Below are 23,954 nucleotides of genomic sequence, written 5' to 3' on the forward strand. Positions count from 1 at the left end.
CCACAAGCGGTCAGTACGCGACCACTACGCCTGCAACCTGGCCGCAGTTCGCATCCGCCGCAGTGAACGACCGGCGCAATATTGCATCACAACAGGATGACCCTCGTGAACGGAGAAAGCATGTCGTCTTCCCATGCGAAGCAACCCGTCCGCACGCTCGTCACTGGAGCGAGCGGCTTTACTGGCCGCTATCTGGTCGAGAATCTCGCCGGTCGCGGCCATACCGTGATCGAAACCTTTGCCGGGCATGACGAGCCCGAAACGGCGACGCGCCTGCGGCTCGACATCACGTCGCCGGAAAACTGCCGGCATGTGATGGAAACCGTGCGGCCGGACTATATCGTGCATCTTGCGGCGATCAGCTTCGTCGGCCATGACGATCCGCTCGATTTTTACCGCGTCAACGTGATCGGCACGCTGAACCTGCTGGAAGCGTGCGCCGCGACCGGCCACACGCCGCGCAAGGTGTTGATCGCGAGCAGTGCGAACGTGTATGGCAACGTGACGAGCGATGCGATCGACGAAAGCTTCCCGCTCACGCCCGTCAACCACTACGCCGCGAGCAAGGCGGCGATGGAAACGATGGTGCATACGTGGTTCGAGCGGCTGCCTATCCTGATCGCGCGGCCGTTCAACTACACCGGGCGCGGCCAGGCGTCCAACTTTCTCGTGCCGAAGATCGTCGAGCATTTCGCGCGGCGCGAGCCATCCATTGAACTCGGCAATCTCGACGTCGCGCGCGATTTCTCCGACGTGCGCTATGTGGCGCGTGCTTACGAAGCGTTGCTGACATCCGATGCGGCAGGCGAAACGGTGAACGTCTGCACCGGCACGCCTTATACGCTGCGCGAGATTCTGTCCGCGGCCAGCGACATGACCGGACATAAGCTGCAAGTGCATGTCAATCCCGCGTTCGTCCGCCAAACGGATGTGAAGGTCCTCGCCGGTTCGCCCGCGAAACTGCGCTCGCTGGTTCCCGAGGTGCAAGCCATTCCGTTCATGGATACGCTGCGCTGGATGCTCGCGGCCTGAAGCGCCTGCAGCTCATGGACGGGCGCTCGCCCGTCCTGCAAATGCCGCCGGCGGCGCAATGACGCGGTCCGCGGCATGTCCCTTCGATGCTTTTCGATTCCTTTCTCGCAACGCCGCGATTTGCCTTTCGGCCCGAGCATCTGACCGCGCGTTAATCTTTTGCATACGCCCCGCCGACCCGGCAAGCATCAACGCCCCTATGCGACTTCGCAAACTGCACCGGAAACCAGACTTGTCAAGCTGTTTCAAGTTGTTAGGGTTCTAGTTTTTGCTCCGCGCGGCTTTATAATCTGGGCTTCATAAGATTGGCGTCCAAGCGCCTGCGTGCCGTGCAAGGCCGCGGGCGCCGCAATAATCGAACACCACAACGCGTGGCGAGCGGCCGGCTCATCAATGCCGGGCCGTCGCTGATATCTGGAAGGGAATTTCATGATCCTGGTTACGGGCGGTGCCGGCTTTATCGGCGCCAATTTCGTGCTCGACTGGCTGAATACGTCGGACGAAGCGGTGCTGAACGTCGATAAGCTGACCTATGCCGGCAATCTCGGCACGCTCAAGTCGCAACAAGGCAATCCGAAGCACGTCTTCGTGCGCGCGGACATTTGCGACCGCGCCGCCATGGACGCGCTCTTCGCCGAACACAAGCCGCGCGCGGTGCTGCACTTTGCCGCGGAAAGCCATGTTGACCGCTCGATCCACGGCCCGGCCGATTTCGTGCAAACCAACGTTGTCGGTACGTTCACGCTGCTCGAAGCCGCGCGAAGCTACTGGAACACGCTAAACGAAGCCGCGAAGGCAGCCTTCCGCTTCCTGCACGTCTCGACCGACGAAGTCTTCGGCTCGCTGTCCGCGACCGATCCGCAGTTCTCCGAAACCACGCCGTACGCGCCCAATAGCCCGTATTCGGCGACCAAGGCGGGCTCGGACCATCTGGTGCGCGCGTACCATCACACGTACGGCCTGCCGGTGCTGACCACGAACTGCTCGAACAACTACGGCCCGTACCAGTTCCCCGAAAAGCTGATCCCGCTGATGATCGCCAACGCGCTCGGCGGCAAGCCGCTGCCGGTATACGGCGACGGTCAGAACGTGCGCGACTGGCTGTATGTCGGCGACCATTGCAGCGCGATTCGCGAAGTGCTCGCGCGCGGCGTGCCGGGCGAAACATACAACGTCGGCGGCTGGAACGAGAAGAAGAACCTCGAGGTCGTGCACACGCTGTGCGATCTGCTCGACACGCTTCGTCCGAAAACGGCCGGTTCGTACCGCGACCAGATCACTTACGTGAAGGATCGTCCGGGCCACGATCGCCGTTACGCAATCGACGCCCGCAAGCTCGAGCGCGAACTCGGCTGGAAGCCCGCGGAGACATTCGAAACGGGTCTGGCAAAAACTGTTCAGTGGTATCTCGACAATCAGGCATGGTCTGACGAAGTCGCTTCGGGCGAGTACCGCAAGTGGGTTGAGACCAACTACGCGCAACGCGCGTAAAGGCACGGTCATGGCGCGCAAAGGCATTATTCTCGCGGGCGGATCCGGCACCCGGCTCTATCCGATCACCCATGTCGTTTCAAAGCAGCTGCTGCCGGTCTACGACAAGCCGATGATCTACTACCCGCTCTCCACGCTGATGGTGGCGGGCATTCGCGACGTGCTGATCATCTCCACGCCGCAGGACACGCCGCGCTTCGAAGCCATGCTCGGCGACGGCAGCCAGTGGGGCATGAACATTCAGTATGCGGTTCAGCCTTCGCCGGACGGCCTCGCGCAAGCGTTCATCATCGGGCGCGAGTTCGTCGGCAACGATCCGTCGGCGCTGATTCTCGGCGACAACATTTTCTACGGTCATGATCTCGCGAAGCAGCTCGAGCGTGCGAACGATCAGGTCGACGGCGCGACCGTGTTCGCCTACCACGTGCACGATCCGGAGCGCTATGGCGTAGTCGAGTTCGACAAGCAGTTCCGCGCATTGTCCATCGAGGAAAAGCCCGCGAAGCCGCGCTCGAATTACGCGGTCACGGGTCTGTATTTCTACGACAAGCAGGTCTGCGACATCGCGGCGGACATCAAGCCGTCGCCGCGCGGCGAACTTGAAATCACCGACGTCAACTCGCGTTACCTCGCCAACGCCGCGCTCAATGTCGAGATCATGGGCCGCGGCTACGCGTGGCTCGACACGGGCACGCATGATTCGCTGATCGAAGCAGCCACGTTCATTGCGACGTTGCAGAAGCGCCAGGGCCTCGTGGTCGCATGTCCCGAGGAAATCGCGTATCGCCAGCAGTGGATCGGCGCCGAGCAGTTGCTCGCGCTCGCCGCGCCGCTCGCGAAGAACGCCTACGGGCAGTATCTGCAAAACATTCTTACGGACCAAGTTGCATGGCCATCCAAGTAACCGCTACGGCGCTGCCCGAAGTCAAGATCATCGAGCCGAAGGTGTTCGGCGATGCGCGCGGCTATTTCTACGAGAGCTTTAATGCCGTGGAATTCGCGGAGCATGTCGAGGCTGGCGTGACGTTCGTGCAGGACAATCATTCGCGTTCCGCGAAAGGCGTGCTGCGCGGCTTGCACTATCAGATTCAACATGCGCAGGGCAAGCTCGTGCGTGTCGTGGAAGGCGAAGTGTTCGACGTCGCCGTGGATATTCGCAAGAGTTCGCCGAACTTCGGCAAGTGGGTTGGCGTGACGTTGTCGATGGAGAACCATCGGCAACTGTGGGTGCCGCCTGGCTTCGCGCATGGTTTCCTTGTGCTGTCGGAGTCCGCGCAGTTCCTCTACAAGACGACCGACTACTGGTTCCCCGAGCATGAGCGCAGCATTCTCTGGAACGATCCCGCCATCGGTATCGAATGGCCTGTTGATTTCGAGCCGCTGCTCGCGGCGAAAGATGCGGCGGCCAAGCGCCTCGCCGACGCTGAGCATTTCTCCTGAGGTCGTATGAGCGCGGGTGATCAACCAACGATCCTTCTGACCGGCGTCAATGGCCAGGTCGGTTTTGAACTGGCGCGCACGCTACAAGGTTTGGGCAAGGTCGTCGCGCTAGAGCGTAGCGCGCTAGATCTCGCCGACCTGGAGCAGGTGCGGCGCGTCGTGCGCGAAGTGAAGCCGGGACTCATCGTAAATCCCGCTGCACACACGGCGGTCGACAAAGCCGAAACCGATATCGACGCAGTCATGCGTCTGAACGCGGAAGCGCCCGGCGTGCTCGCGGAAGAAGCGAAGCGGCTCGGCGCGGCGCTCGTTCACTATTCGACGGACTACGTATTCGACGGCACCAAGGCCGGCGCGTATGTCGAGACCGACGCGGTCAATCCACAAAACGTGTACGGCAAGAGTAAGCTCGCGGGCGAACAGGCGATCGCGCAGTCCGGCTGCGCGCATCTGATTTTCCGCACGAGCTGGGTATATGGGACGCGGGGCAAAAACTTCCTGCTCACCATGCTGCGTCTCGGCGCAGAGCGCGATGAGCTCAGCGTGGTTGCCGACCAGTATGGAGCGCCGACGTGGTCCAACACGATTGCGGCCCTGAGCGCAAACGTACTCGCGCAAGCCGTTGCGCCGAATCAGTCCGACTGGTGGGAAAAGCATTCAGGCGTTTATCACCTGACCGCCTCGGGCAGTACGTCGTGGCACGGTTTCGCTGAAGCTATTTTCGAGTATTCGCAACTCGAGAGGAAGCCCACGGTGAAGCCCATACCTGCTGCGTCGTATCCGACGCCGGCCACACGCCCGAGCAACTCACGGATGTCGAACGACAAGCTCGCTGCCAGCTTTGGCGTACGCGCGCCCGACTGGCGGGACGCTCTGCGCCTATGCATGTCAACGAAGTGAATGGCGAGCCGCCGAAGCCGCGGTCGGGCGCAGTCGTGGTTTTCTACCATCCCGACGCGGCCTGCGTGCAGCGCGCCAACCGCCTCGCGTCCTTCATGCGATGCGTTGTCATCGACAACACGCCGTCAGTCTCTACCGCCCGCGACCTGGGCTTGTCGGATTCGATCGAATACTTGCCGAACGGCGAGAATCTCGGCATTGCCACCGCGATCAATCAGGGTATCGACATACTCATTCGTGAGGATTTCGAAGTCGCGATCCTCTTCGACCAGGACAGCGAACCGCCCGGATCGCTGTTTGTCGAGTTGCCGGCGATCATCGCGCGCGCCAACGCGTCGCAACAACGCGTTGCGCTGGTCGGGCCCGCCTACGACGACCCTCGCTTGCGCGGCGTCGCATCGTTCGTTCGCTTCAAGTGGTGGGCGCTGGAACGCGTATCGCCCACCGGCGATCAGCCGATCGATGTCGACTTTCTGATTACCTCGGGCTCATGTATCAACCTGCGCTGGTGGGCAAGCATTGGTCCGATGGACGACGCGCTGTTTATCGATTTCGTCGATCTCGAATGGTGTGTGCGCGCAAAGCGGAAAGGCTTCCAGGTTCTCGGTGTCCCTTGGGTGCGCATGAGTCACGAGCTCGGCGGTGAGCCGGTCCGCGTGCTCGGGCGCAACTATCCCATGCACAGCCCGTTGCGGCACTACTACCAGTTCCGCAACGTCGTTGCGTTGATCAAGCGCCCGTCGATGCCGATGGCATGGAAAAGCACTGAGCTCATCAAACTCCCGATACGCGTGCTGATTTACTGCTTCTTTCCGCAGCAGCGAAGAGATCACCTTGCGATGGCGTGGCGCGGGGTTCGCGACGGTTGGCACGGGCGGCTTGGTGCGTACCGTCGGCAGTGAATACGCCGCAACGGCCGGCAACGGCCGCTGGTGTGAGCCGCGCCTTCCGGTGTCAATCCAGTATGTGGGTGCGCGGCGGGTCGGCTAGCGTGAACAGCGGCAGTTGCGGGTTCAGCGTCAGGTTCGGGTTGTATGCCGGATCATATTCCAGCTTGCTCGCCCAACGGTTCTGCATCCATCGAACCTCGCTGACGAACCTGTCGCGCTTGTCCGGGTCCATATCCGAACCGCGCGTGGCCGATTCATGGTGGTACAGCTCCGCGTGCGGTGTCCACACATTCCGGTAGCCCGCTTCGCCTACGCGTAAGCAGAAGTCAACGTCGTTGAAGGCGACAGCCAGCTCTTCGTTCAGACCGCCCACTTCGTGGTAGATCGACTTGCGGATCACGAGGCAGGCCGCCGTGACCGCGGACAGGTTCTGCCGCACGACCGCCCGACCGAAATAACCGAACAGCCCGCGTTTCATCTTGTGATGAATATGGCCCGCGACACCGCCAAGGCCGATCATCACGCCGCCGTGCTGCAACGTGTTGTCCGGATACCAGAGCGCCGCGCCGACCGCGCCGTGGCCGGGCTGACAGGCAACGCCGACCATCTCGTTGAGCCAGTCAGGCGAAATCACTTCAATGTCGTTGTTCAGCAGACAAAGATAGTCGCCAGTGGCCATAGCCACCGCGCGATTGTTAAGCGCTGAGTAGTTAAACGGCGAATCGTCGCGGACAACACGAACGTTGCTCTTCTCCGAAATCTGCGCGAAGTAGCTCAGCGTTTCTTCTTTGACGCTGCCATTGTCCACCACGATGATTTCGTAGTTCGGGTAAATGGTTCGCAATAGAACGCTTTCGATGCACTGGCGGAGCAGGTCAACGCCGTCGCGTGTCGGGATGATCAATGACACCTTGGGTGCAGGCTGAGGCACCGCATAGCGGACGTGCAGGATGGCCGGCTCGTCGAAGACCTGTTCGACGGTCGCTTCCGCGCCGATGCGTTTCAGGTGTTCCTGCAGCGCGCGAATGGCGGCCAGCAGCGCATACGGCTTCTCGCTGCCGCTGCCGGCGGTACTGCCGGGCGCGATGCGCCAGTGATAGAGCACGTGAGGAATGTGGACGACTTTGTCATGCCCTGCGATTTCCACGCAGCGCAATGTGAGGTCGTAGTCCTGACTTCCTTCGAAGCCTTTACGAAAGCCGCCTGCTTCGCGAATCAATGCGGTCTCGAATACGCCCAGGTGAGAGAACATGTTCTGCGTCAGGAACAGTTCCGGGTTCCAGTCGCATTTGAAGTACGGCATCGCGCGCTTGCCGTCAGCGGTGAGTTTGTCCTCGTCGCTGTAGAACATTCGAGCGTCGGGGTGCTTGTTGATATAGCGCACCACCGAGAACAACGCGTGAGCCGGCAGGACATCGTCGTGATCGAGCAGCGCGACGTATTCGCCGGTAGCAATCGACAGCGCGCTATTGCTCGCCTCCGAGATATGACCGTTCACCTCCCGGAACACAACCTTGATCCGCTCATCGAGCGCCGCGTATCGGCGCAGAATCTGCGCCGGCTCGGGCCTCGTCGAGGCGTCGTCTGCGATGCACAGTTCCCAGTTCTGATAGACCTGATCCCGCACCGACTGGATCATGGCTTCGAGGAACACCGGGTCGCTGTTATAGGTCGGCACGACGACGGATATCAGCGGCTGACGCGCGAACGTCGCCATGATCGTGTTCGCCTTGTCACGCTCCGCTTCGCCGAACGTGTCGAAGCGATCGATCCACGCGCTGTAGACGGCTTCCGAAGGCGGTCTGTCTGCGAAGCCCGCGCCACTTTGCAAGCGGCGCAGGCGATCGCGTGCGCCGGCTATGCCGCCGCGGCGCAGCGCTTTGGCGTAGTAGCCGAGCGCGCCAGCGTAGCCGCCCTGCGCTTCGGCCTGTCGCTCGATGGTCCCCCAGACAAGACGGAGCGCACGGGCCATCGCCGACACGCGACGCAACGGCGCGGTGATACGCCATGACGGCGAGGTAAGAACGCGTTGCAGTTCGACTTCGAGTCGTACCCGCTCGTTTTCTACTGACGCGTAGTGGGTCAGCTTCTCGAGCGCGAACGCCAGTTTTTCCTCGAGCACTTCGGCGCGTTGGGTTGCTGCGGCGAGTTCCGACTCGTGTGATGCAGCAGGCGCGTTACGTGGAAGCGGAGCGGGCCTGGGGTCGCCGACATTGTGGCCAGACGTCATTTTTTGAAGCGCGAACGAATCGCGTTATTCCATTGGTTCAGGTCATTCAGGCGCGAAGCGAATGTCACGCCTGTTCTACTTCATCTCGAACGAAGAGCGCTATGTTGCTCATCGGCGCGCCGACCAGACCGGTCGTCACGCTCGTTGACTCCGATTTGACGATCAGCGCGTCGTGCACACAATCTTGTACGGCGATTGTGCCGGCAACATGGGCAGCCTCGGTAAGCACCAGCGCTGTAAACGCGTAATCGCCGGGCGGCAGAATCGGCATGTCGAACACGAACTCCGCCTCGAGCGCGGGCGCTTCGCGCAACGCTGCGTTGTCGCCGGTGCTCGTGAGCGAGGTGTCGTCACCGAACAGCGGCTGACCCAGCCGGTCTTTCACGAAGAAGGCGAACACCGGCAACGAGCCGGACTCCGGTCTCTTCCCACGGATGCGCAGCAGCACGCGCTCGCCACCGACCACCCAGCTCACCGGCGATCCCTGTTCGCTGATCAGTTCCACCGACTCGATGAGCGGCGTATCTCTCTGCGTGGGCAGGCTATGTGGGTCGACATCGAGCGCGGTGAGCGTCACGCCCGGCCCGGCCGCGTTCTCAATGAAGCGTTGCCGCTGATCCGCGGTTTGCGCTTGCGCCGGTTGTCGTGTCAGCCCCGCCGGCGCCTTGATGTCCGACCCGCTTTCGCCAAGGTCCTCGGCGCTTGCCCATGACGTGGCTTCGCCTTGCTGCTGGCGGTAGAAAGCTTCGAAGTAACTGGTGCAGACGTGTCTGGCTTCCCCGGTCTCGCGAATCACGCCACGGTCGAGCCAGATCACGCGCGAGCACAGGCTGCGAACCGCAGACGAGTCATGGCTCACGAACAGCACCGTGCCCGTTTGCTGGAACCGGCGCAGGAACCGCATGCATTTTTGCGTGAAGAACGCATCGCCCACGGCGAGCGCTTCGTCGATCACCAGTATGTCGGCGTCGACGTGGGCGATCACCGCGAAGGCAAGCCGCACGAACATGCCGCTGGAATAGGTTTTTACGGGCTGGTCGATAAAGTGGCCGATATCGGCGAACTCGATGATCTGCTCGAGACGCGCGTCGATCTGGTCGCGGCTCAGCCCGTGCAACTGGCCGTTCATGTAGATGTTTTCGCGGCCGGTGTATTCGACGTCGAAGCCGGAGCCGAGCTCCAGCAACGCCGCAATCCTGCCGCGTGTTTCCACCTCGCCGCCGGTGGGCGCCAGTGTTCCGCAGACAATCTGCAGCAAGGTGCTTTTGCCGGAGCCGTTCCGGCCGATAATACCGACCGTTTCTCCGCGGGCGATCTCGAAGTCGACGCCCTTCAGGGCCCAGAAGGTGCGAACGCAGTCCTGGGCGCGTTTGAACAACGCTCGCCGTAGCGGCGGCAACGGCGCCAGGGTGCCGAGCAGGCCGAGGACACTGCGCTTGAGGCGGTCCGAAGGCTGCTCGTACGACTCGAAGCCTTTGGTCAGCGACGCGGCGCGGATGGCAATGTCAGATGACATCCGCAAATCCCCGTCGCGTTTTCTGGAACCATCCGAACCCGAGCCACGCGACGAGAACGGCGATGGCGGTATAGATGCCCCAGCGGCTCCAGTCGATGGAGTGGCCCCACACGAGCACATCGCGGCTTTGCTCGATGGGATACGTCATCGGGTTCAGATAGACAAACGTGCGAAAGCGTTCCGGCAGCGACGAGACCGGAAAAAAGACGGGCGACAGGAACATGAGGGCCGTGATCAGAATGCCTATCGTTTGTCCGATGTCGCGCAGATAGACACCGGTCGCCGCGAGCGTCCAACTGATGCCGAGTATGAACACACACAAAGGCGCGAGCACGACTGGAAGCAGAAACGCTGTCGGCGGCACTGAACCGACGATCAACCATTCCGCCACGAGCAGGATGAACACGCTGACGCAAAGATGGAACATGGCGGAAAGCAGCGTCACGCAAGGGAGAATCTCAAGCGGGAAGACGATTTTCTTGACGAAGTTCGCATGCGACAGGATGAGGGTCGGCGCGCGGCTCACGCACTCGGAGAACAGATTGAACATGATCATCCCGGCGAACAGGACGACGGCGAACTCCCCTTTGGACGCTGTTTCGGTGCCCGCGGCACCGCCGCCCCAACGCGATTTGAAGACCGTACTGAACACGAACGTGTAGATGGTCAACATCAGAAGCGGAGTAAGCAGCGACCACAATATGCCGAGTAACGAACCTTTGTATCGCCCCACTGCATCGCGGCGTGCGAGGTCCAACATGAGGCGCCGATTCTTCACCAGCGATGCAGCGAGGTATCGTGGCGAAACGCTAAAACTGTGCATAAGTCGGTCGTCGATGCTCTACAAAGATGGAGTGAGATACGGCGTCATCCGACAGGCACACGCCCTCGGTTGATGCCTGCTGACGAGAGGCATCCGGCTTGTCGGGCGACGCGGTCGGATCAACCGGCAACGAGTGGCTTGCCGGAGATGAGCTGTATATGGGTGGGTACGCATTATCGCATAGCGGCTGCGCTCGAAACCCCGTGAAGCCGGCCCTCATGTCTCGAAGTGTAAATGCTGTAAATGAATATCGGCGGCGCATTGCCGCAAACCCGCTCGCGCAGGCAGCGACCCTCCGCAGAAGCGCGCGGCCGGCTGTTCGCATGATCACGGAATCATCGGCGACTGTGGTTTTATCATATTGTGAAATGAATGAAACGCGGTAAAATCGTCGGTTACTCAGCACCACTCTGATCAGGCCGTTAAGTCCGCGTCTGCGGCCAGGATGCGTTCGCGCGCCGGAGAGCGATACGAGAGCGGTTAAGGAACAAACCATATGTCGGGAAACTTGGCAGTCGAAGCTTCGGGCATTCGTAAGGGCTTTGCTTCTTACGAGCGCCCAGCCGACCGGCTGAAGAAAAGCATGTTAGGCGTCGCGGCGCGGTTCTCGCCGGGCGCGCTTGCAAAGCGCGCCGCATTGCGCCGTGTCGACGCACTATCCAGTGTGTTCTGGGCGCTGCACGACGTCAGCTTTTCGGTCGCAGCCGGGGAAACCGTGGGGATCATCGGCCGCAACGGTTCAGGCAAAAGTACGTTGCTGCAAATCGTCTGCGGAACGCTTGCGCCGACGGCGGGCGACATCGCTGTGCGCGGTAAAGTCGCCGCGCTGCTCGAACTCGGCTCGGGGTTCGACGTGGAGTACACGGGGCGCGAGAACGTCTACCTGAACGCGCAGCTTTACGGTCTGACTCGCCAGCAAATCGACGAACGGTACGACGATATCGTCGCTTTTGCGGACATTGGCGAGTTCGTCGACCAGCCGGTCAAAACTTATTCGAGCGGCATGTTCGTGCGACTTGCGTTCGCGGTCATTGCGCATGTCGACGCGGACATTCTCGTTATCGACGAGGCGCTTGCTGTCGGCGACGCTTTCTTCAATCAGAAGTGTTTTCGTTTTCTCGACGAATTCAAGAAGCGCGGCACGATCCTTTTCGTGAGCCACGACACTTCGACAATCAAGAAGCTGTGTTCCAAGGTTATCTGGATCGACCGCGGCCATGTGATGGCCCAGGGCGATCCCGAGGAAGTGTGCGCCGCGTATCTCGAAGCCCGATACACCGGTTCTGCGCCCTCGATCACGAGCGGGCGGGTTCCGGTAAAAGCTCGTAGCGTCGCGTCGTGCGACGAGCGGCGCGGGCTCATCAACGCGTCTTCGTTGCGCAACGACATTCAGGTCATGGCCTTCAATCGCCAGTCGCAATCGTTCGGAGCAGGCGGCGCGCATATCGTCGACGTCGCGCTCGTCGACGAAGCGAAACGCCGCCTCGAGTGGGTCGTCGGCGGCGAACCCGTGACCTTGCAGGTATCGGTTCATGTGGGCGAATCGCTTTTTTCCCCGATCGTTGGATTCTTTCTGAAGAACGATCGTGGCCAGGATCTGTTCGGCGAAAACACGTTCGGTACTTTCGCAGACCGCCCTGTGCACTGTGAGGCTAACTCCGTTCTTTGCGCGGAGTTTTCGTTCGTCATGCCGGTCCTGCCCAAGGGCCATTTTTCGATCAATGTTGCAGTGGCGGAAGGCACTCAGTACAACCACGTTCAGCTTCACTGGGTTCATGATGCATTGCCGCTCCAGTCGCACGCCTCACGAGTTCATCACGCGCTTCTCGGCATCCCGATGCTTCATGTCGACGTGAGCGCCGTGCCCTGACGCCGCGACCGTATCAGCAGCGGCGCTTCACGCACGCTTCGCAAGATCGGGCCTTAAAAAAACAACCGACAGTTTCACCAGGCTAAGTCAGCCAGTAGCCCAGGATTTCAAATATGACAACACGAGTTAGAACATTCCGGTTCAAAGGCGCGGAGAGCGGCCATGAATTTACCGGGGAACGCTATCTTCCCGGCGTGGCGGGTCCTATTCAGTACGAACACTACCATCGGTATCTGTTCTCCGCGCCGTTGTGCGAAGGCAAGGAAGTGCTCGATATCGCGTCCGGCGAAGGGTACGGTTCTGCAGTGCTGGCACAGTCGGCGAAATCCGTAGTGGGCGTGGATATCGACGCCCAGGCCGTCGAAAACGCCCGCAAGCGCTATGGCGAGCAACCGAATCTGCGCTACGAGCATGGCAGCGCAACGGCTATTCCGTTGCCCGACGCTTCGGTCGATATCCTGAACTCGTTCGAAACACTCGAGCACTTCCATGAGCACGAGGCGTTCATGCAGGAAGCCCGGCGTGTTCTGCGCCCGAACGGCCTGATGATCATATCGACGCCCAATCGGCCGATTTACTCGCCGCCTGGCGCACCGCCGAATGAATATCATGTGCGCGAGCTCGATCGCGAGGAGTTCGTTCAGTGGCTCAAGACCGGCTTCAAGAACTTCGTGCTTTACGAACAGAAGCCAACGGCAGGTTCAATGCTGTTCCGCGAGGGGCGCAAAGGCGCGCGCGAAGTCACGTACTGGTCCGAGACGGACATAGGCGAATACACGGCGACGGAGAGCATGGTCGACCCGGTTTATTTCGTCGCGATCGCTTCCGATGGTCCGTTGCCCGAGCCGAATGACGACGTTCTCGAAGGGAGCTTTTCGTTCGCGCGCTATGACCACTCGCGCAACGGGCACATCGGCAATCAGGCGGTCGAGATCGCACGCCTGACGACCGAGACGATTGCCCGTGGCGACGAGATCGGACATTTGACCGGCGAGACCGTACGCCTGACCGAGGCAGTGCTCGCGCGAGACGCCGAAATCGGCCGTCTTACGCAGGAAGCAGTGCGGCTGAACGAAGAAATCATTATCCGCAACAACGAAATCGAGCGCCTGAATCAGTTGTTGGCGAGCGCAAATGCGACTGCCAATGCCGCTGCCAATGTGCCGCAGGTTGAGCCGTCCCAGATCTATGAGCAACTGGCCGAATTGACGCGGCAGGTCAAGAACTCGAATGCGGCGTTGCGGGCGCTGCAGACCCAGCAGGCTATCCCGAGCGGCCCATCCGACGAAGCGCTGAGGCTTGAAAACGATAGATTGCGCGCGCAGATCGATGCGCTTGTCCATTCCGCGTCATGGCGTCTTACCGAGCCACTGCGCGGCGTCGTCACGCGTTTGAGGCCCGCGAGGCGCAAACTCGCCCGCGCGCTTGGCCGTGGCAACGCGTTGCCTGCTCATGAAGGCAATTCGCGCGTCGCGTTGCCGGCTGGCCGGCTGCCCGCGATTCCCAAATCGCCGGCCCGCTTTACCCAGGCGGCGCAACCGCGCGCAACCATCTTTGTCCTTGAATCGGGCAACGACGGATCGTTGGCGAAATGTCTGGCCGCACTAAGCGCCCATACCTCTGACGTGCCTTACGCAGTCTCCGTTGTGGGTACAGCCAATACGGAGCTCGCCGGGCAATACGGTGTCGGCTTTCTGGGCGACAGCAACACGTCCCGGTCGCTCGCGGCATTGCGTGACAGCATCGGCCAACTGAGCGGCGAATTCGTCGTGCTGGTTTCGGATCGGCTGGTCGCTCACCCCGGCTGGCTTGCCGCACTCGACGAAGCGTTTGCGCGCTTCCCCGATGCGGCAGCGCTCGGCGCACTGATTCTCAAGGATGCCGATACCGTGGAGACGGCCGGCGCCGCCATTGAAGCCGATGCGCGGCTGCGACCGAACTGCGCGGGGCTGACACCGGACGACCCGGCGGTCAACGCCGTCATGCGCGTGACGTGCGCGGGGCCCGGTTTGATAGCGATGCGCGCGGATGCCTGGCGCGCGATAGCCGGGCACTTCGGCAACGACGACCCGTTTCAGGCAGGGTTGGTCTCCATCGGCTTGTTGTTGTCCACGCTCGGCAAGAACACGTACCTGCAGCCTTTTGCGCGCTTCACCCGGCTGCCGGTCTCGAAGGTCGACCGCGCGGCTTCCAGCGACGCAAACAGCAAATGGGAGGACGCGCACCAGCGGTGGTCGGTTCGTCAGCGATTCGAGAAAGTTTTCGCTGCCGCCGGGGCCGATGGGACCGTGCTGAAGCTTGCAGCAAGGCCGAAGATCGTGATGATCGACGCGTTTGTGCCGAAGCCCGACCAGGACTCCGGGTCCGCCGATCTTTTCTGGTACATGCGGATTTTTCATGCGTTCGGCTATCAGGTCAGCTTCATCGCAGCGTTCGAAGAACAACCGCTCGAAAGTTACGCCGACGCACTGCGCCGTTGGGGCGTGCGGGTTCAATACGCGACCGATCTCGATCATCTGAATCATCTGGTACTCGAAGAGTCGCGAGACGCGCAAGTCGTGCTGGTGCAGCGCGTCGTCGTGGCCCGTCACGTGATCTGCGCGCTTCGCGAACGGCAACTGAGCGCCAAGATCGTATTCGGCACGGTCGATCTGCATTATCTGCGCGAGGAGCGCATTGCCATTCATGAACGCTCGCCCGAAGCGCTCGACTATGCGTTGACGCTGCGCCGCGAGGAACTCCGTGCGATGTCCTTGTCCGACGCGACCATCGTGGTGAGTCGGCTGGAACACGACATCGTCAAGGCCGCGTTGCCGGAAGTGAATGTCCACCGCATTCCGATTCCGCGGATGCCTGTGCGCTCGGCCAGTACATTTGCCGATCGCTCGGGCGTGGTGTTCGTCGGGGGCTTCGCGCATCGGCCGAATATCGATGCGGTCATGTTCCTCGTCAACGAAATCTGGCCGATCGTGCGCCGGAATTTGCCGAGTGCCGAACTGCGCGTTGTCGGCAGCAATGTGACGCCGGAAATCAGTGCGCTCGACAATCCTGCTGCCGGTGTCAAGATCGTCGGTTTCGTTCAGGACCTGGACGAGGTCATGAGCACGGCCCGGCTCTCCGTCGCTCCTTTGCGCTTCGGGGCGGGCATCAAGGGCAAGGTTGTGTCGAGCCTGCTGCATGGCCTGCCTTGCGTACTGAGCAAGATGGCGAGCGAAGGCATGGGCCTCGTCGACGGCGAGCACGTCCTGGAGGGCGAGACTGCCGAAGAGATTGCGGCGGCCATCGTGCGGTTACACGAAGACGCGCAGTTGTGGCAGCGCATTGCCGACGCAGGCTTTCTCGTAGCCGCCGAGGAATATTCCGTGGAGAGCGTCGCTGACAAGTTCTCGGCGTTGCTCGACTCGGTTGGTCTGATCGACAACTCGCGCGTTATCGAGCCTAGCGCGTTCCACATCCACTAACCGATCGTATCGAACGAACTGCCCCGGGCACTTTATGTTGCAATCTATTTTTTCGTTGTTCAGGAAGCGTCCGCCGCGTCGCACGGACGGCAAGCTAGGTGTGCTGATCGAACTCGCATCGTTCGACAAAGGCGGTCTGGAAAAGGTCGTGCTCGACTCGGCGATAGCTTTCGACCGTCAACGCTTCGATGTGACCATCGTGACGCCCGGCAAGGTTGGGCATCTGGGTGCCGTCGCGCGCGATGCGGGCCTGCGAGTGATCGGCTTGCCGGCCGATGACCCGCAGCGCGCCTACGACCGGTTATTGAGCGAGTTGCCAATCGACGTGGCCATGTCGCATTTTTCGAATGCGGGGTATCCGCTTTTTGCGCGGCACAAGATTCCCAACATCACGTTCATCCACAACGTGTATGCCTTTTTCTCGCCGGCGCAGGCCAAGGCGTTCGCGCGCGACGACCGATACGTCGATTGTTATGTCTCAGTGTCGAACAACGCGACACGTTTTGCGGTGCGAAACCTGGGCGTGGATGCGGACAAGATCGTTACCGTCCCGAATGGCCTCATCATTTCCGAACACGAAGCGCGCGAAAAGAAGCCCGTCAAGCTGACGCGCGCAGAACTGGGCCTTGCCGATAGCGATTATGTGTTTGCCAATATCGCGTCGTACAACTTGCACAAGGGCCACTACGTCATGGCGGACGCCATGCGTCATCTGCTCACGCAGCGCCGCGACGTCAAGATACTTTGCGTTGGAAACGTCGTTTATCCGCCGCATGTCGAGGAGCTCCGTGCGTATCTCAAGGAGCATGGTCTGGACCAGCATATTCTGATGCCGGGCTATTTCCCCGATGTCGAAGACGTGCATCGCGTGTCGGACGCTTTCCTGTTGCCCTCGTTTATCGAAGGGTGGAGCATTGCGATGAACGAGGCAATGTTTTACCGCAAGCCGATGATCCTGACCGACACGGGCGCGTCCGCCGAAGTGATCGAGAACAACGATATCGGCATTCTCGTGCCGAACGAGTATGGCGATACGCCGGATCTGAACTCCAGGCTTCTGGACGAGTTGGCTTACGCGCCGCGCAGTTATGCAATCGCACCCGTGCTTGCGGGCGCGATGAACGATATGGCGTCCAATCGCGACGAGTGGCGAGCGCGAGCCGAGGCTGGCCGTCAAAAGATTTACGAGCGTTTCGACTTCTCGAAGATCGTCAAACGGTATGAAGAGATCATCGAAAACGTGGTTCGGCAAAAGAGCCACTAGCAAGGCGAGAGGGCGACATGCTGGGACGTGCAAAAGAGTTTTATCGCTTCATCAGGTGGCGTTTCAAGCCCGCTGTATGTTTTTATCTGGGCAACCATCTGTTCATGAACTACATGCCGTACGGGATTCGGCATTGGTTCCTGAGGCGGTTTTGCCAGGTCAGGATCGGCCGGGATTCGAGTATTGCGATGGGCTGTTTCGTGACCGGTTATCACATCGCGATTGGCGACAATACGGTGATTAATCGTTACACGTATCTCGACGGCCGCGTGCCGCTTACGATCGGCAACAACGTCAATGTGTCGCACTACACGCTGATTCAGACGCTGACGCATGATCCGCAAAACCCCGACTTTGTCTGCTTGTGCAAACCGGTGGTGATCGAAGACCATGTGTGGATCGGCGCGCGCGCTATCATCAGCCCGGGTGTGCGGATCGGCGAAGGTGCGGTGATCGGCGCGGGCTCGGTCGTGACGCGCGACGTCGAGCCGTACACGATCGTTGCAGGCAATCCGGCCCGCTTCATCAAGGAACGCTCGCGCGATTTGCGGTACAGGTCACGCTATTTCCCGTTCTTCGACACCGATATTCAATAGCCGACGGCGCTATCCGTCGGCACCGTCACTTTTTTGCCAGCCGCCATCATGTCGATCTTCAAACCACGCCGGACATCGCCAGTGCGCACGACCCCGACTATTTCGGTCGTCGTGCCGCTGTACAACCACGCGCGCTATATCGAGGCCGCGCTCGACAGCGTGCTGTCGCAGACTTCGCCCGCCGACGAGATCATCCTCATTGACGATGGCTCGAAGGACAATGGTTTCGTCCTTGCGCAGCAGATGCTGGCGAAAGTGCCGCATGCGACCTTGCACAAGCAGGAAAACGCTGGCGCGCACAATACGATCAATCGTGCAATCGGGATCAGCCGCTCGGAATACATTGCGGTGCTGAACTCGGACGACATCTTCGCGCCCACCAAACTGGAGCGAGTGCGGGCCATCGTGCAAGACCGTCCCGGCGTCGGGTTGATCGCGGGCAGACCGGGCATCATGGACGATAACGGCGTGCGGCAGAATGCAGGCGTCGCGATCGACTGGCTGGGCCGCGCCGCGAATTTTCTCGAAGACACAGGGCTGCCGCAGCTCGCGTTGCTCAACGAGAACTTCGTTGCGACCACGTCGAACATGGTGTTTTCGCGTGCGCTATGGGATGCAGCGGGAGGCTTCCAGCCGCTTCGCTATTGCCACGATCTGGATTTCCTGATGTTTGCGTATGCGCAGAGTTCGGTGTTTCTTGATCGCGAGCACGAGCATATCGTTTATCGCGTCCATGAAAGCAACACGATCAAGGAAGACCTCAGCAAGGTGCGGGTCGAAATCGCTGCGGTGATTGCACAGGCGTTATTCGCTTCGGGTCCGCGACTATTCTCGGCTGGGCTGGCCGAACCGGATCTGGCTGCATTCCTGACTTTCTTGCGAAACAAGCAGTTGACTGAACTGCTGTGTTTCTTCCAGACAATCCTGTCTACGTTTCCGACTCGGGCTGCATTTTACGAGTACGCGGGAGATGCCCGAAACGCGGCGGCTTTCCGAGCAGCCGTCATGAACTGAGCGCAGTGGCCCATCAACAGGGTCATTGTTCGCTGATCACCTGGCGCCAAAGTACTATGAATTCGACGGTATCTTCTCATCAGGACAGTGCGTCGCCGACGCAAGGTTCGCTGCCGCTGCAGGCGGTAATTCTGGCCGGAGGCTCGGGCACGCGCTTGTGGCCGTTGTCGCGGGAGCACTTTCCGAAGCAGTTGATCGGGCTTCTCAGCGAAGAGTCGCTTCTTCAATCGACGGCACGCCGCCTCGATGCGGTTCACGCAACGCGGCCGGTTGCCGAAGAAGTGCTCGTCGTGTGCGGCGAAGACCATCGTTTCACTACGGCGGAGCAGCTCCGGCGCGTTGGCCGAAGCGGCGTCATCATTCTGGAGCCGGCGGGCCGCAATACGGCGCCGGCGCTCACCCTTGCAGCGCTCGCGCTGGCGGAAGGCGGCAAGGACGCAATCATGGTGGCCATGCCCGCCGATCACGTCATCGGCGACGTCGCAGCATTCGCCGACGCTGTGGCCAAAGCCGCCGAGTATGCGGCGACGGGGCAGGTGGTCACGATGGGCATCGTCCCTACGCGGCCGGAAACCGGGTACGGCTATATCAAGGTGGGCGAAGCGGTGGGCGAGGGAAGCGGGCATCGCCTTCAGCGTTTCGTCGAGAAACCTGACCTGAGCCTCGCGGAAAGCTACATGCAGTCCGGCGAGTTCTGGTGGAACAGCGGCATTTTCGTCCTTCGGGCGTCGGTCTGGTTGACGCTGGTCGAGCACTATCGTCCGCTTATCGCCGAAGCGTCGCAGCGTGCTTTTGCTGCTTCTGTGACGGACCAGGATTTCCTCCGCGTCGGCAAGCCGGAGTTTATGGCGTGTCCGTCGGAGTCCATCGACTTCGCTGTCATGGAGCATCTCGGCGACGCGGATTCGCCGGCAGAAGCGGTGGTGATTCCGCTGCGCGCGGGTTGGTCGGACGTCGGCTCTTGGGACGCGATCTGGGATCTGTTGCCGAAAGACAATGAAGGAAACGTTGCACGGGGCAGGGCGATGTTCGATGGAGCGGTGAACACCTTCGCCCATTCCGAAGGGCGCCTGATTGCATGTGTGGGCACGGAGAACCTGGTGGTGGTCGAGACGCCCGATGCAATTCTCGTCGCGAAGACCTCGGAAGTGCAGCGCGTCAAGAACATCGTCGCGCGTATCAAGGCGGAGAAAGGGACCGAGGCGGGATATCACCGCAAAGTCTATCGACCGTGGGGCTACTATGACTCGATCGACAGCGGTCGCGGGTTTCAGGTCAAGCGGATCGTGGTCAATCCGGGCGCGCGCCTTTCGCTCCAGATGCATCACCATCGCGCCGAGCACTGGATCGTCGTGAGCGGCACTGCGCTGGTTACGCGCGGCGACGAAACGTTCCTGTTGTCGGAGAACGAGTCGACCTACATTCCGCTCGGGCAAAAACACCGGCTCGAGAATCCTGGCAAGGTGCCGTTGGCCATGATCGAAGTGCAGTCCGGCAGTTATCTGGGCGAAGACGATATTGTGCGGTTCGACGACACGTACGGACGGAGCTGAACGTTAGCGTCGCTGCGCATCAGCAGTCCAGCGACTGCACCAGCATGTCGGTGCAGTCCTCTATCGACGTATTGCCCGTGTCGATCGTCACGTCCGCATGTTCGGGTGCTTCATAGGGACTGTCGATGCCCGTCATGTTCGGCAGCAGTCCATTTCGCGCTTTTCTATACAGGCCCTTTGGATCGCGCTCTTCGCAGACGGTCAGCGAAGCATTCACGTAGACCTCCACGAATCGATCCGCGCCGATAAGTTGACGCGCCATTTCACGCTCCTGCCGGAACGGCGAAATGAATGCCGTCAGCACGATGAGCCCTGCGTCCATCATCAGCTTCGCGACTTCCGCCACGCGCCGGATATTTTCGACGCGGTCCGCCTCTTCGAAGCCAAGGTCCTTGTTCAGGCCCTGACGAACGTTGTCACCGTCGAGGATATACGTGCGCTTGCCTAATGCGTGAAGCCTCACTTCGAGTGCGTTTGCAATCGTCGATTTGCCCGCGCCCGAAAGACCCGTGAACCAGATAACCTTGCCCGGGTGTCCGTTCTGCTGTTCGCGATCTTCACGCGTGATGGTCAATGGTTGGCGGTGCACGTTTTGCGACCGGCGCAAGCTGTGATGAATGATGCCGGCGGCCACCGTATTGCGCGTGAAATTATCGACGAGCAAAAAGCCGCCTAGCGTCGTCGAATTCTCGTAAGGCATGAAAGCAACAGGCTTGCTCGTGGCGATATTGCACACCACGATGTCGTTCATGCCGACATCGCGTGCAGATTCGAGCGCGAACGTGTTAACGTTTATCCGGTGCTTGATCGCGGTGATCGACGCGCCGACCCACTGGCTCGCCAGCTTCAGTTCATATTTGCGGCCTGTCAGGCCGCGTTGATCCTGCATCCAGATGACGGTGGCCCTGAACTGATCGGTGACCTCGAGCGGCTGCGACGCCAGCGTCAGCACATCGCCGCGCGAAACGTCGATCTCACGGTCAACAACGACTGTAATGGCGTCGCCGGCTTGAGCTTCGTCGAGATTGCCGTCGAATGTCACGATGTCGCTGACGCGCGCACATTGTCCCGACGAGGTCACACGTAGTTCGTCTCCACGGCGTACCGCACCGGCGGCCACCGTACCGCAGATGCCGCGAAAGTCCGCGGTCGAACGATTGATCCACTGCACGGGCAGAGCAAAGTCTGCTTGCGGCCGCGCGGTCGCATTGACCGTCTCGAGATAACCCAGCAACGTGGGACCGGTGTACCAGACCGTGCGCGCGGACCTCTGCGTGATGTTGTCGCCGTGGAGCGCGGCGACCGGTATCGCGACGATCTCATCGAAATGCAGCGGCCGGGCGAGGCGCGAGAAGTCCTCCTCGATCTTGTCGAACGTCGCGCGGTCGAAGCCGACGAGATCCATCTTGTTGACGGCCAGCACGACATGGCGAATGCCGAAGAGCGACGCGAGGAACGCATGCCGGCGAGTCTGAGTCTGGATGCCGCGCCGTGCGTCGACCAGCAATATGGCGACCGCGGCCGTCGATGCCGCCGTCGCCATATTGCGCGTGTACTGCTCGTGGCCGGGCGTATCCGCCACGATGAACTTGCGTCGGCGGGTCGCGAAGAAACGGTACGCGACGTCGATGGTGATACCTTGCTCACGCTCGGCGCTCAAGCCGTCCACCAGCAACGCGAAGTCGATGGCATCGCGTTGCGTGCCATACATTCTGGACTCCGCTACGAGTTCGGCGAGCTGATCATCGAACAATTGACGCGAGTCCCACAATAGACGGCCAATCAGCGTACTTTTGCCGTCGTCGACACTGCCACAAGTGATAAAGCGCAACTGGTCGAGTTGCGATTGCTCGGCCAGCCACGCGTCGATATCGCCCGGCCGCTCGACGGTTCGCTGCGGCAAGCCATTAGTCCTGGGATTTCGCGCCATCAGAAATACCCCACTTGTTTCTTCTTTTCCATACTGCCGGGGCTATCGGTGTCGATCTTGCGGCCCTGGCGTTCCGATGTATTTGCATTGACCAGTTCGAGCAGAATGTCGTCGATGGTCTCCGCCTCCGATTCGATCGCACCCGTCAGCGGATAGCAGCCCAGCGTGCGAAAGCGGATCTTGCGAATCTCTATTTGCTCGTCGGGCATGATCTGGCATCGGTCGTCGTTGACCATCATGATCATGTCGGGACGAACGACAACCGGCCTCGGCTGCGCAAAGTACAGAGGCACGACAGGAATGTTTTCCTGGCGGATGTATTGCCAGATATCGAGTTCTGTCCAGTTGGAAAGCGGGAACACGCGAATGCTCTCTCCGGCGTTCTTGCGCGCGTTATAGAGATTCCACAGTTCCGGGCGCTGATTCTTCGGGTCCCAGACATGTGTGGCGGTTCTGAATGAAAACACGCGCTCTTTTGCGCGCGACTTCTCTTCATCGCGACGGGCTCCCCCAATGACTACATCGAATTTGTAGTGATCCAACGCCTGCTTCAGGCCTTCCGTCTTCGTGATTTCCGTATGCCGGGCCGCACCGTGTTCGAACGGATTGATGTTCTTCGTGATGGCTTCCGGATTGATATGCGTGATAAGACGCATACCCGAACGGCGCGCCATGTAGTCCCGGAACAGATACATCTCCTGAAACTTCCAGCGCGTGTCGATGTGCAGTAACGGAAATGGCGGCTGGCTCGGATAGAACGCCTTGCGGGCAAGATGCAGCATCACGCCGCTGTCTTTGCCGACCGAATACATCATGACCGGATTCTGCGCCTCGGCAATGGCCTCGCGCAGTATGTGAATGCTCTCGTTTTCGAGCCGCTTCAGGTGCGGCGAAATAAGACCACGGCTTGCGCCGTCGTCGGCTGGCTCGATCAGAATCGGCGAGTATGCCTGCGGTACGAATTCGATCGATGGGATCGACGGCATATCTCTAAGCAGTCCAACCAGTTGCCCGGAAGCGAGGACGGTCAGGTCGCGGCCCAGATGCTGCTGCAATTGCGCGAGCGCGTGGCGCACCATGCGGGCGTCCGCGTCGCCTGGCAGCGGCACCCAATAGCGTCCGCCCCTTGCGTCGTTTGCATGGAGACAGGGACGTCCGCCCGGCAGCGGAGCTAGCTGCGAGAACAGCAAGAGCCGGCGCTTGCTTCGTGCGCGTTCGATGACCCAGTTCGTCACCAGCGCGATTGCGGGACGCCCTAGCTCGTCGACGAGCGTTTGGGCATTGAGTTCTTGCGGAAGGATCTCGAGGCTATGCAGCCGCCGTTCAGTCGTGCGCTTGCTTTCTGCGCCGAGCAGCGTACTCAGATGCTGGAAGGCGAGCTCCGTCGTCCACACCTTCTCTTCATCGAGACCCAAAAGATCAATGTCGGTCATATGTCGGAGTTTGCAAATTTGAACCTTAGTCTAGCGCTTGCTCGGGTAATTTCCAACGTCCCGCTGGGCTGAATGGCGATAAATGCGAACTGCGTCAAGCATGTCCTAGGACAATTGCAGAACATGCTGCACGACAAGCGGAAAAGGCTTCAAATCCTTGCTATTGATCTCGAATCCTTTTTGTTGCTGCTATTATTGTCACTCGCGCTAAGCGAGTTCTCGCAACTCGCGATGGCGCAAAATCGCTGCGCTTCGGCAAAGGTCATGAAGCCAGCCAACCCAGCGGGGCGCGCGGGCGAGGCCGTGGTCGGTCTGCAGCGTTGGATCTTGCGATCCAGTGTGTCTGCCGATCTCGCGGTTATAGAAGCCGCTTTCCTGTCCTGTCGCCGCCCAACTACACTTCGTTGGTTAAATCACCGCATCTGACCGGTGCATGCGTGCTCGTTGTTCGCATGTGAGCATGCGACCATTACCCGTCGTGAGAGTTCTTTCAAAAAGCATAAGGCGTTCT

The 23,954-nt window shown here is 60.5% G+C and carries 18 protein-coding genes; 13 read left to right on the forward strand and 5 right to left on the reverse strand.

What is annotated here, in order from left to right:
• The first annotated feature begins 120 nt into the window (after window positions 1-120).
• The 6 genes from P0D87_RS11750 to P0D87_RS11775 all read left to right on the forward strand — a co-directional run bounded on the left by P0D87_RS11750 (window position 121) and on the right by P0D87_RS11775 (window position 5,765).
• Complete coding sequence (locus P0D87_RS11750) at window positions 121-1,032, forward strand: GDP-mannose 4,6-dehydratase (RefSeq protein WP_006048654.1); 912 nt, start codon at window positions 121-123, stop codon at window positions 1,030-1,032.
• Between the two features lie 429 nt (window positions 1,033-1,461).
• Window positions 1,462-2,523 (forward strand): dTDP-glucose 4,6-dehydratase, encoded by a 1,062-nt coding sequence (gene rfbB / locus P0D87_RS11755; protein WP_053857614.1) that lies wholly within the window; start codon window positions 1,462-1,464, stop codon window positions 2,521-2,523.
• A 10-nt stretch (window positions 2,524-2,533) separates the two neighbouring features.
• A complete protein-coding gene (gene rfbA / locus P0D87_RS11760; protein WP_053857615.1) occupies window positions 2,534-3,427 on the forward strand; it encodes a glucose-1-phosphate thymidylyltransferase RfbA in 894 nt (297 codons plus the stop codon).
• On the forward strand, window positions 3,412-3,963 hold the full coding sequence (rfbC, locus tag P0D87_RS11765) for a dTDP-4-dehydrorhamnose 3,5-epimerase (protein WP_053857616.1): 552 nt from the start codon (window positions 3,412-3,414) through the stop codon (window positions 3,961-3,963). The genes rfbA and rfbC overlap by 16 nt, the downstream gene beginning before the upstream one ends.
• Window positions 3,964-3,969: 6 nt before the next feature.
• The gene (gene rfbD, locus P0D87_RS11770; protein ID WP_053857617.1) at window positions 3,970-4,863 is read left to right on the forward strand and encodes a dTDP-4-dehydrorhamnose reductase; all 894 of its coding nucleotides are present in this window, start codon (window positions 3,970-3,972) and stop codon (window positions 4,861-4,863) included.
• Window positions 4,845-5,765: a glycosyltransferase family 2 protein gene (locus tag P0D87_RS11775; RefSeq protein ID WP_053857618.1), complete on the forward strand. Its 921-nt coding sequence runs from the start codon at window positions 4,845-4,847 to the stop codon at window positions 5,763-5,765. Before rfbD ends, P0D87_RS11775 begins: the two co-directional genes overlap by 19 nt.
• Window positions 5,766-5,817: 52 nt before the next feature.
• Here the strand turns inward: P0D87_RS11775 and P0D87_RS11780 are convergent, their stop codons facing one another.
• The 3 genes from P0D87_RS11780 to P0D87_RS11790 form a co-directional block, all read right to left on the reverse strand.
• A complete protein-coding gene (locus P0D87_RS11780) occupies window positions 5,818-7,725 on the reverse strand; it encodes a glycosyltransferase family 2 protein (protein ID WP_053858963.1) in 1,908 nt (635 codons plus the stop codon).
• Window positions 7,726-8,047: 322 nt separating this feature from the next.
• Window positions 8,048-9,499 (reverse strand): ABC transporter ATP-binding protein, encoded by a 1,452-nt coding sequence (locus tag P0D87_RS11785; protein ID WP_053857619.1) that lies wholly within the window; start codon window positions 9,497-9,499, stop codon window positions 8,048-8,050.
• A complete protein-coding gene (locus P0D87_RS11790) occupies window positions 9,489-10,322 on the reverse strand; it encodes an ABC transporter permease (protein ID WP_053857620.1) in 834 nt (277 codons plus the stop codon). Before P0D87_RS11790 ends, P0D87_RS11785 begins: the two co-directional genes overlap by 11 nt.
• 496 nt (window positions 10,323-10,818) lie before the next feature.
• On the opposite strand from P0D87_RS11790, the gene P0D87_RS11795 reads away from it, so the two are divergent.
• From P0D87_RS11795 to P0D87_RS11820, 6 genes are all read left to right on the forward strand, one after another.
• Window positions 10,819-12,192: an ABC transporter ATP-binding protein gene (locus tag P0D87_RS11795; RefSeq protein ID WP_053857621.1), complete on the forward strand. Its 1,374-nt coding sequence runs from the start codon at window positions 10,819-10,821 to the stop codon at window positions 12,190-12,192.
• Window positions 12,193-12,305: 113 nt separating this feature from the next.
• On the forward strand, window positions 12,306-15,653 hold the full coding sequence (locus tag P0D87_RS11800) for a methyltransferase domain-containing protein (RefSeq protein ID WP_053857622.1): 3,348 nt from the start codon (window positions 12,306-12,308) through the stop codon (window positions 15,651-15,653).
• Between the two features lie 34 nt (window positions 15,654-15,687).
• Window positions 15,688-16,917, forward strand: coding sequence for a glycosyltransferase family 4 protein (locus P0D87_RS11805; RefSeq protein ID WP_053857623.1), 1,230 nt, complete (start codon window positions 15,688-15,690; stop codon window positions 16,915-16,917).
• Window positions 16,918-16,934: 17 nt separating this feature from the next.
• Window positions 16,935-17,513, forward strand: a complete 579-nt coding sequence (locus P0D87_RS11810; RefSeq protein WP_053857624.1) for an acyltransferase — start codon at window positions 16,935-16,937, stop codon at window positions 17,511-17,513.
• Between the two features lie 48 nt (window positions 17,514-17,561).
• Window positions 17,562-18,527, forward strand: a complete 966-nt coding sequence (locus tag P0D87_RS11815; protein ID WP_053857625.1) for a glycosyltransferase family 2 protein — start codon at window positions 17,562-17,564, stop codon at window positions 18,525-18,527.
• Window positions 18,528-18,583: 56 nt separating this feature from the next.
• The gene (locus tag P0D87_RS11820) at window positions 18,584-20,080 is read left to right on the forward strand and encodes a mannose-1-phosphate guanylyltransferase/mannose-6-phosphate isomerase (RefSeq protein WP_053857626.1); all 1,497 of its coding nucleotides are present in this window, start codon (window positions 18,584-18,586) and stop codon (window positions 20,078-20,080) included.
• Window positions 20,081-20,099: 19 nt separating this feature from the next.
• Here the strand turns inward: P0D87_RS11820 and cysN are convergent, their stop codons facing one another.
• Together cysN and cysD are read right to left on the reverse strand one after the other, a co-directional pair.
• Window positions 20,100-21,983 (reverse strand): sulfate adenylyltransferase subunit CysN, encoded by a 1,884-nt coding sequence (gene cysN, locus P0D87_RS11825; RefSeq protein WP_321175779.1) that lies wholly within the window; start codon window positions 21,981-21,983, stop codon window positions 20,100-20,102.
• A 26-nt stretch (window positions 21,984-22,009) separates the two neighbouring features.
• Window positions 22,010-22,906, reverse strand: a complete 897-nt coding sequence (gene cysD / locus P0D87_RS11830; RefSeq protein WP_207909682.1) for a sulfate adenylyltransferase subunit CysD — start codon at window positions 22,904-22,906, stop codon at window positions 22,010-22,012.
• Between the two features lie 660 nt (window positions 22,907-23,566).
• On the opposite strand from cysD, the gene P0D87_RS11835 reads away from it, so the two are divergent.
• Window positions 23,567-23,869 (forward strand): hypothetical protein, encoded by a 303-nt coding sequence (locus P0D87_RS11835; RefSeq protein ID WP_149029165.1) that lies wholly within the window; start codon window positions 23,567-23,569, stop codon window positions 23,867-23,869.
• The last annotated feature ends 85 nt before the right edge of the window (window positions 23,870-23,954 follow it).

The sequence above is a fragment of the Paraburkholderia sp. RL17-368-BIF-A genome (genome assembly GCF_046054045.1).
Classification (GTDB): domain Bacteria; phylum Pseudomonadota; class Gammaproteobacteria; order Burkholderiales; family Burkholderiaceae; genus Paraburkholderia; species Paraburkholderia graminis.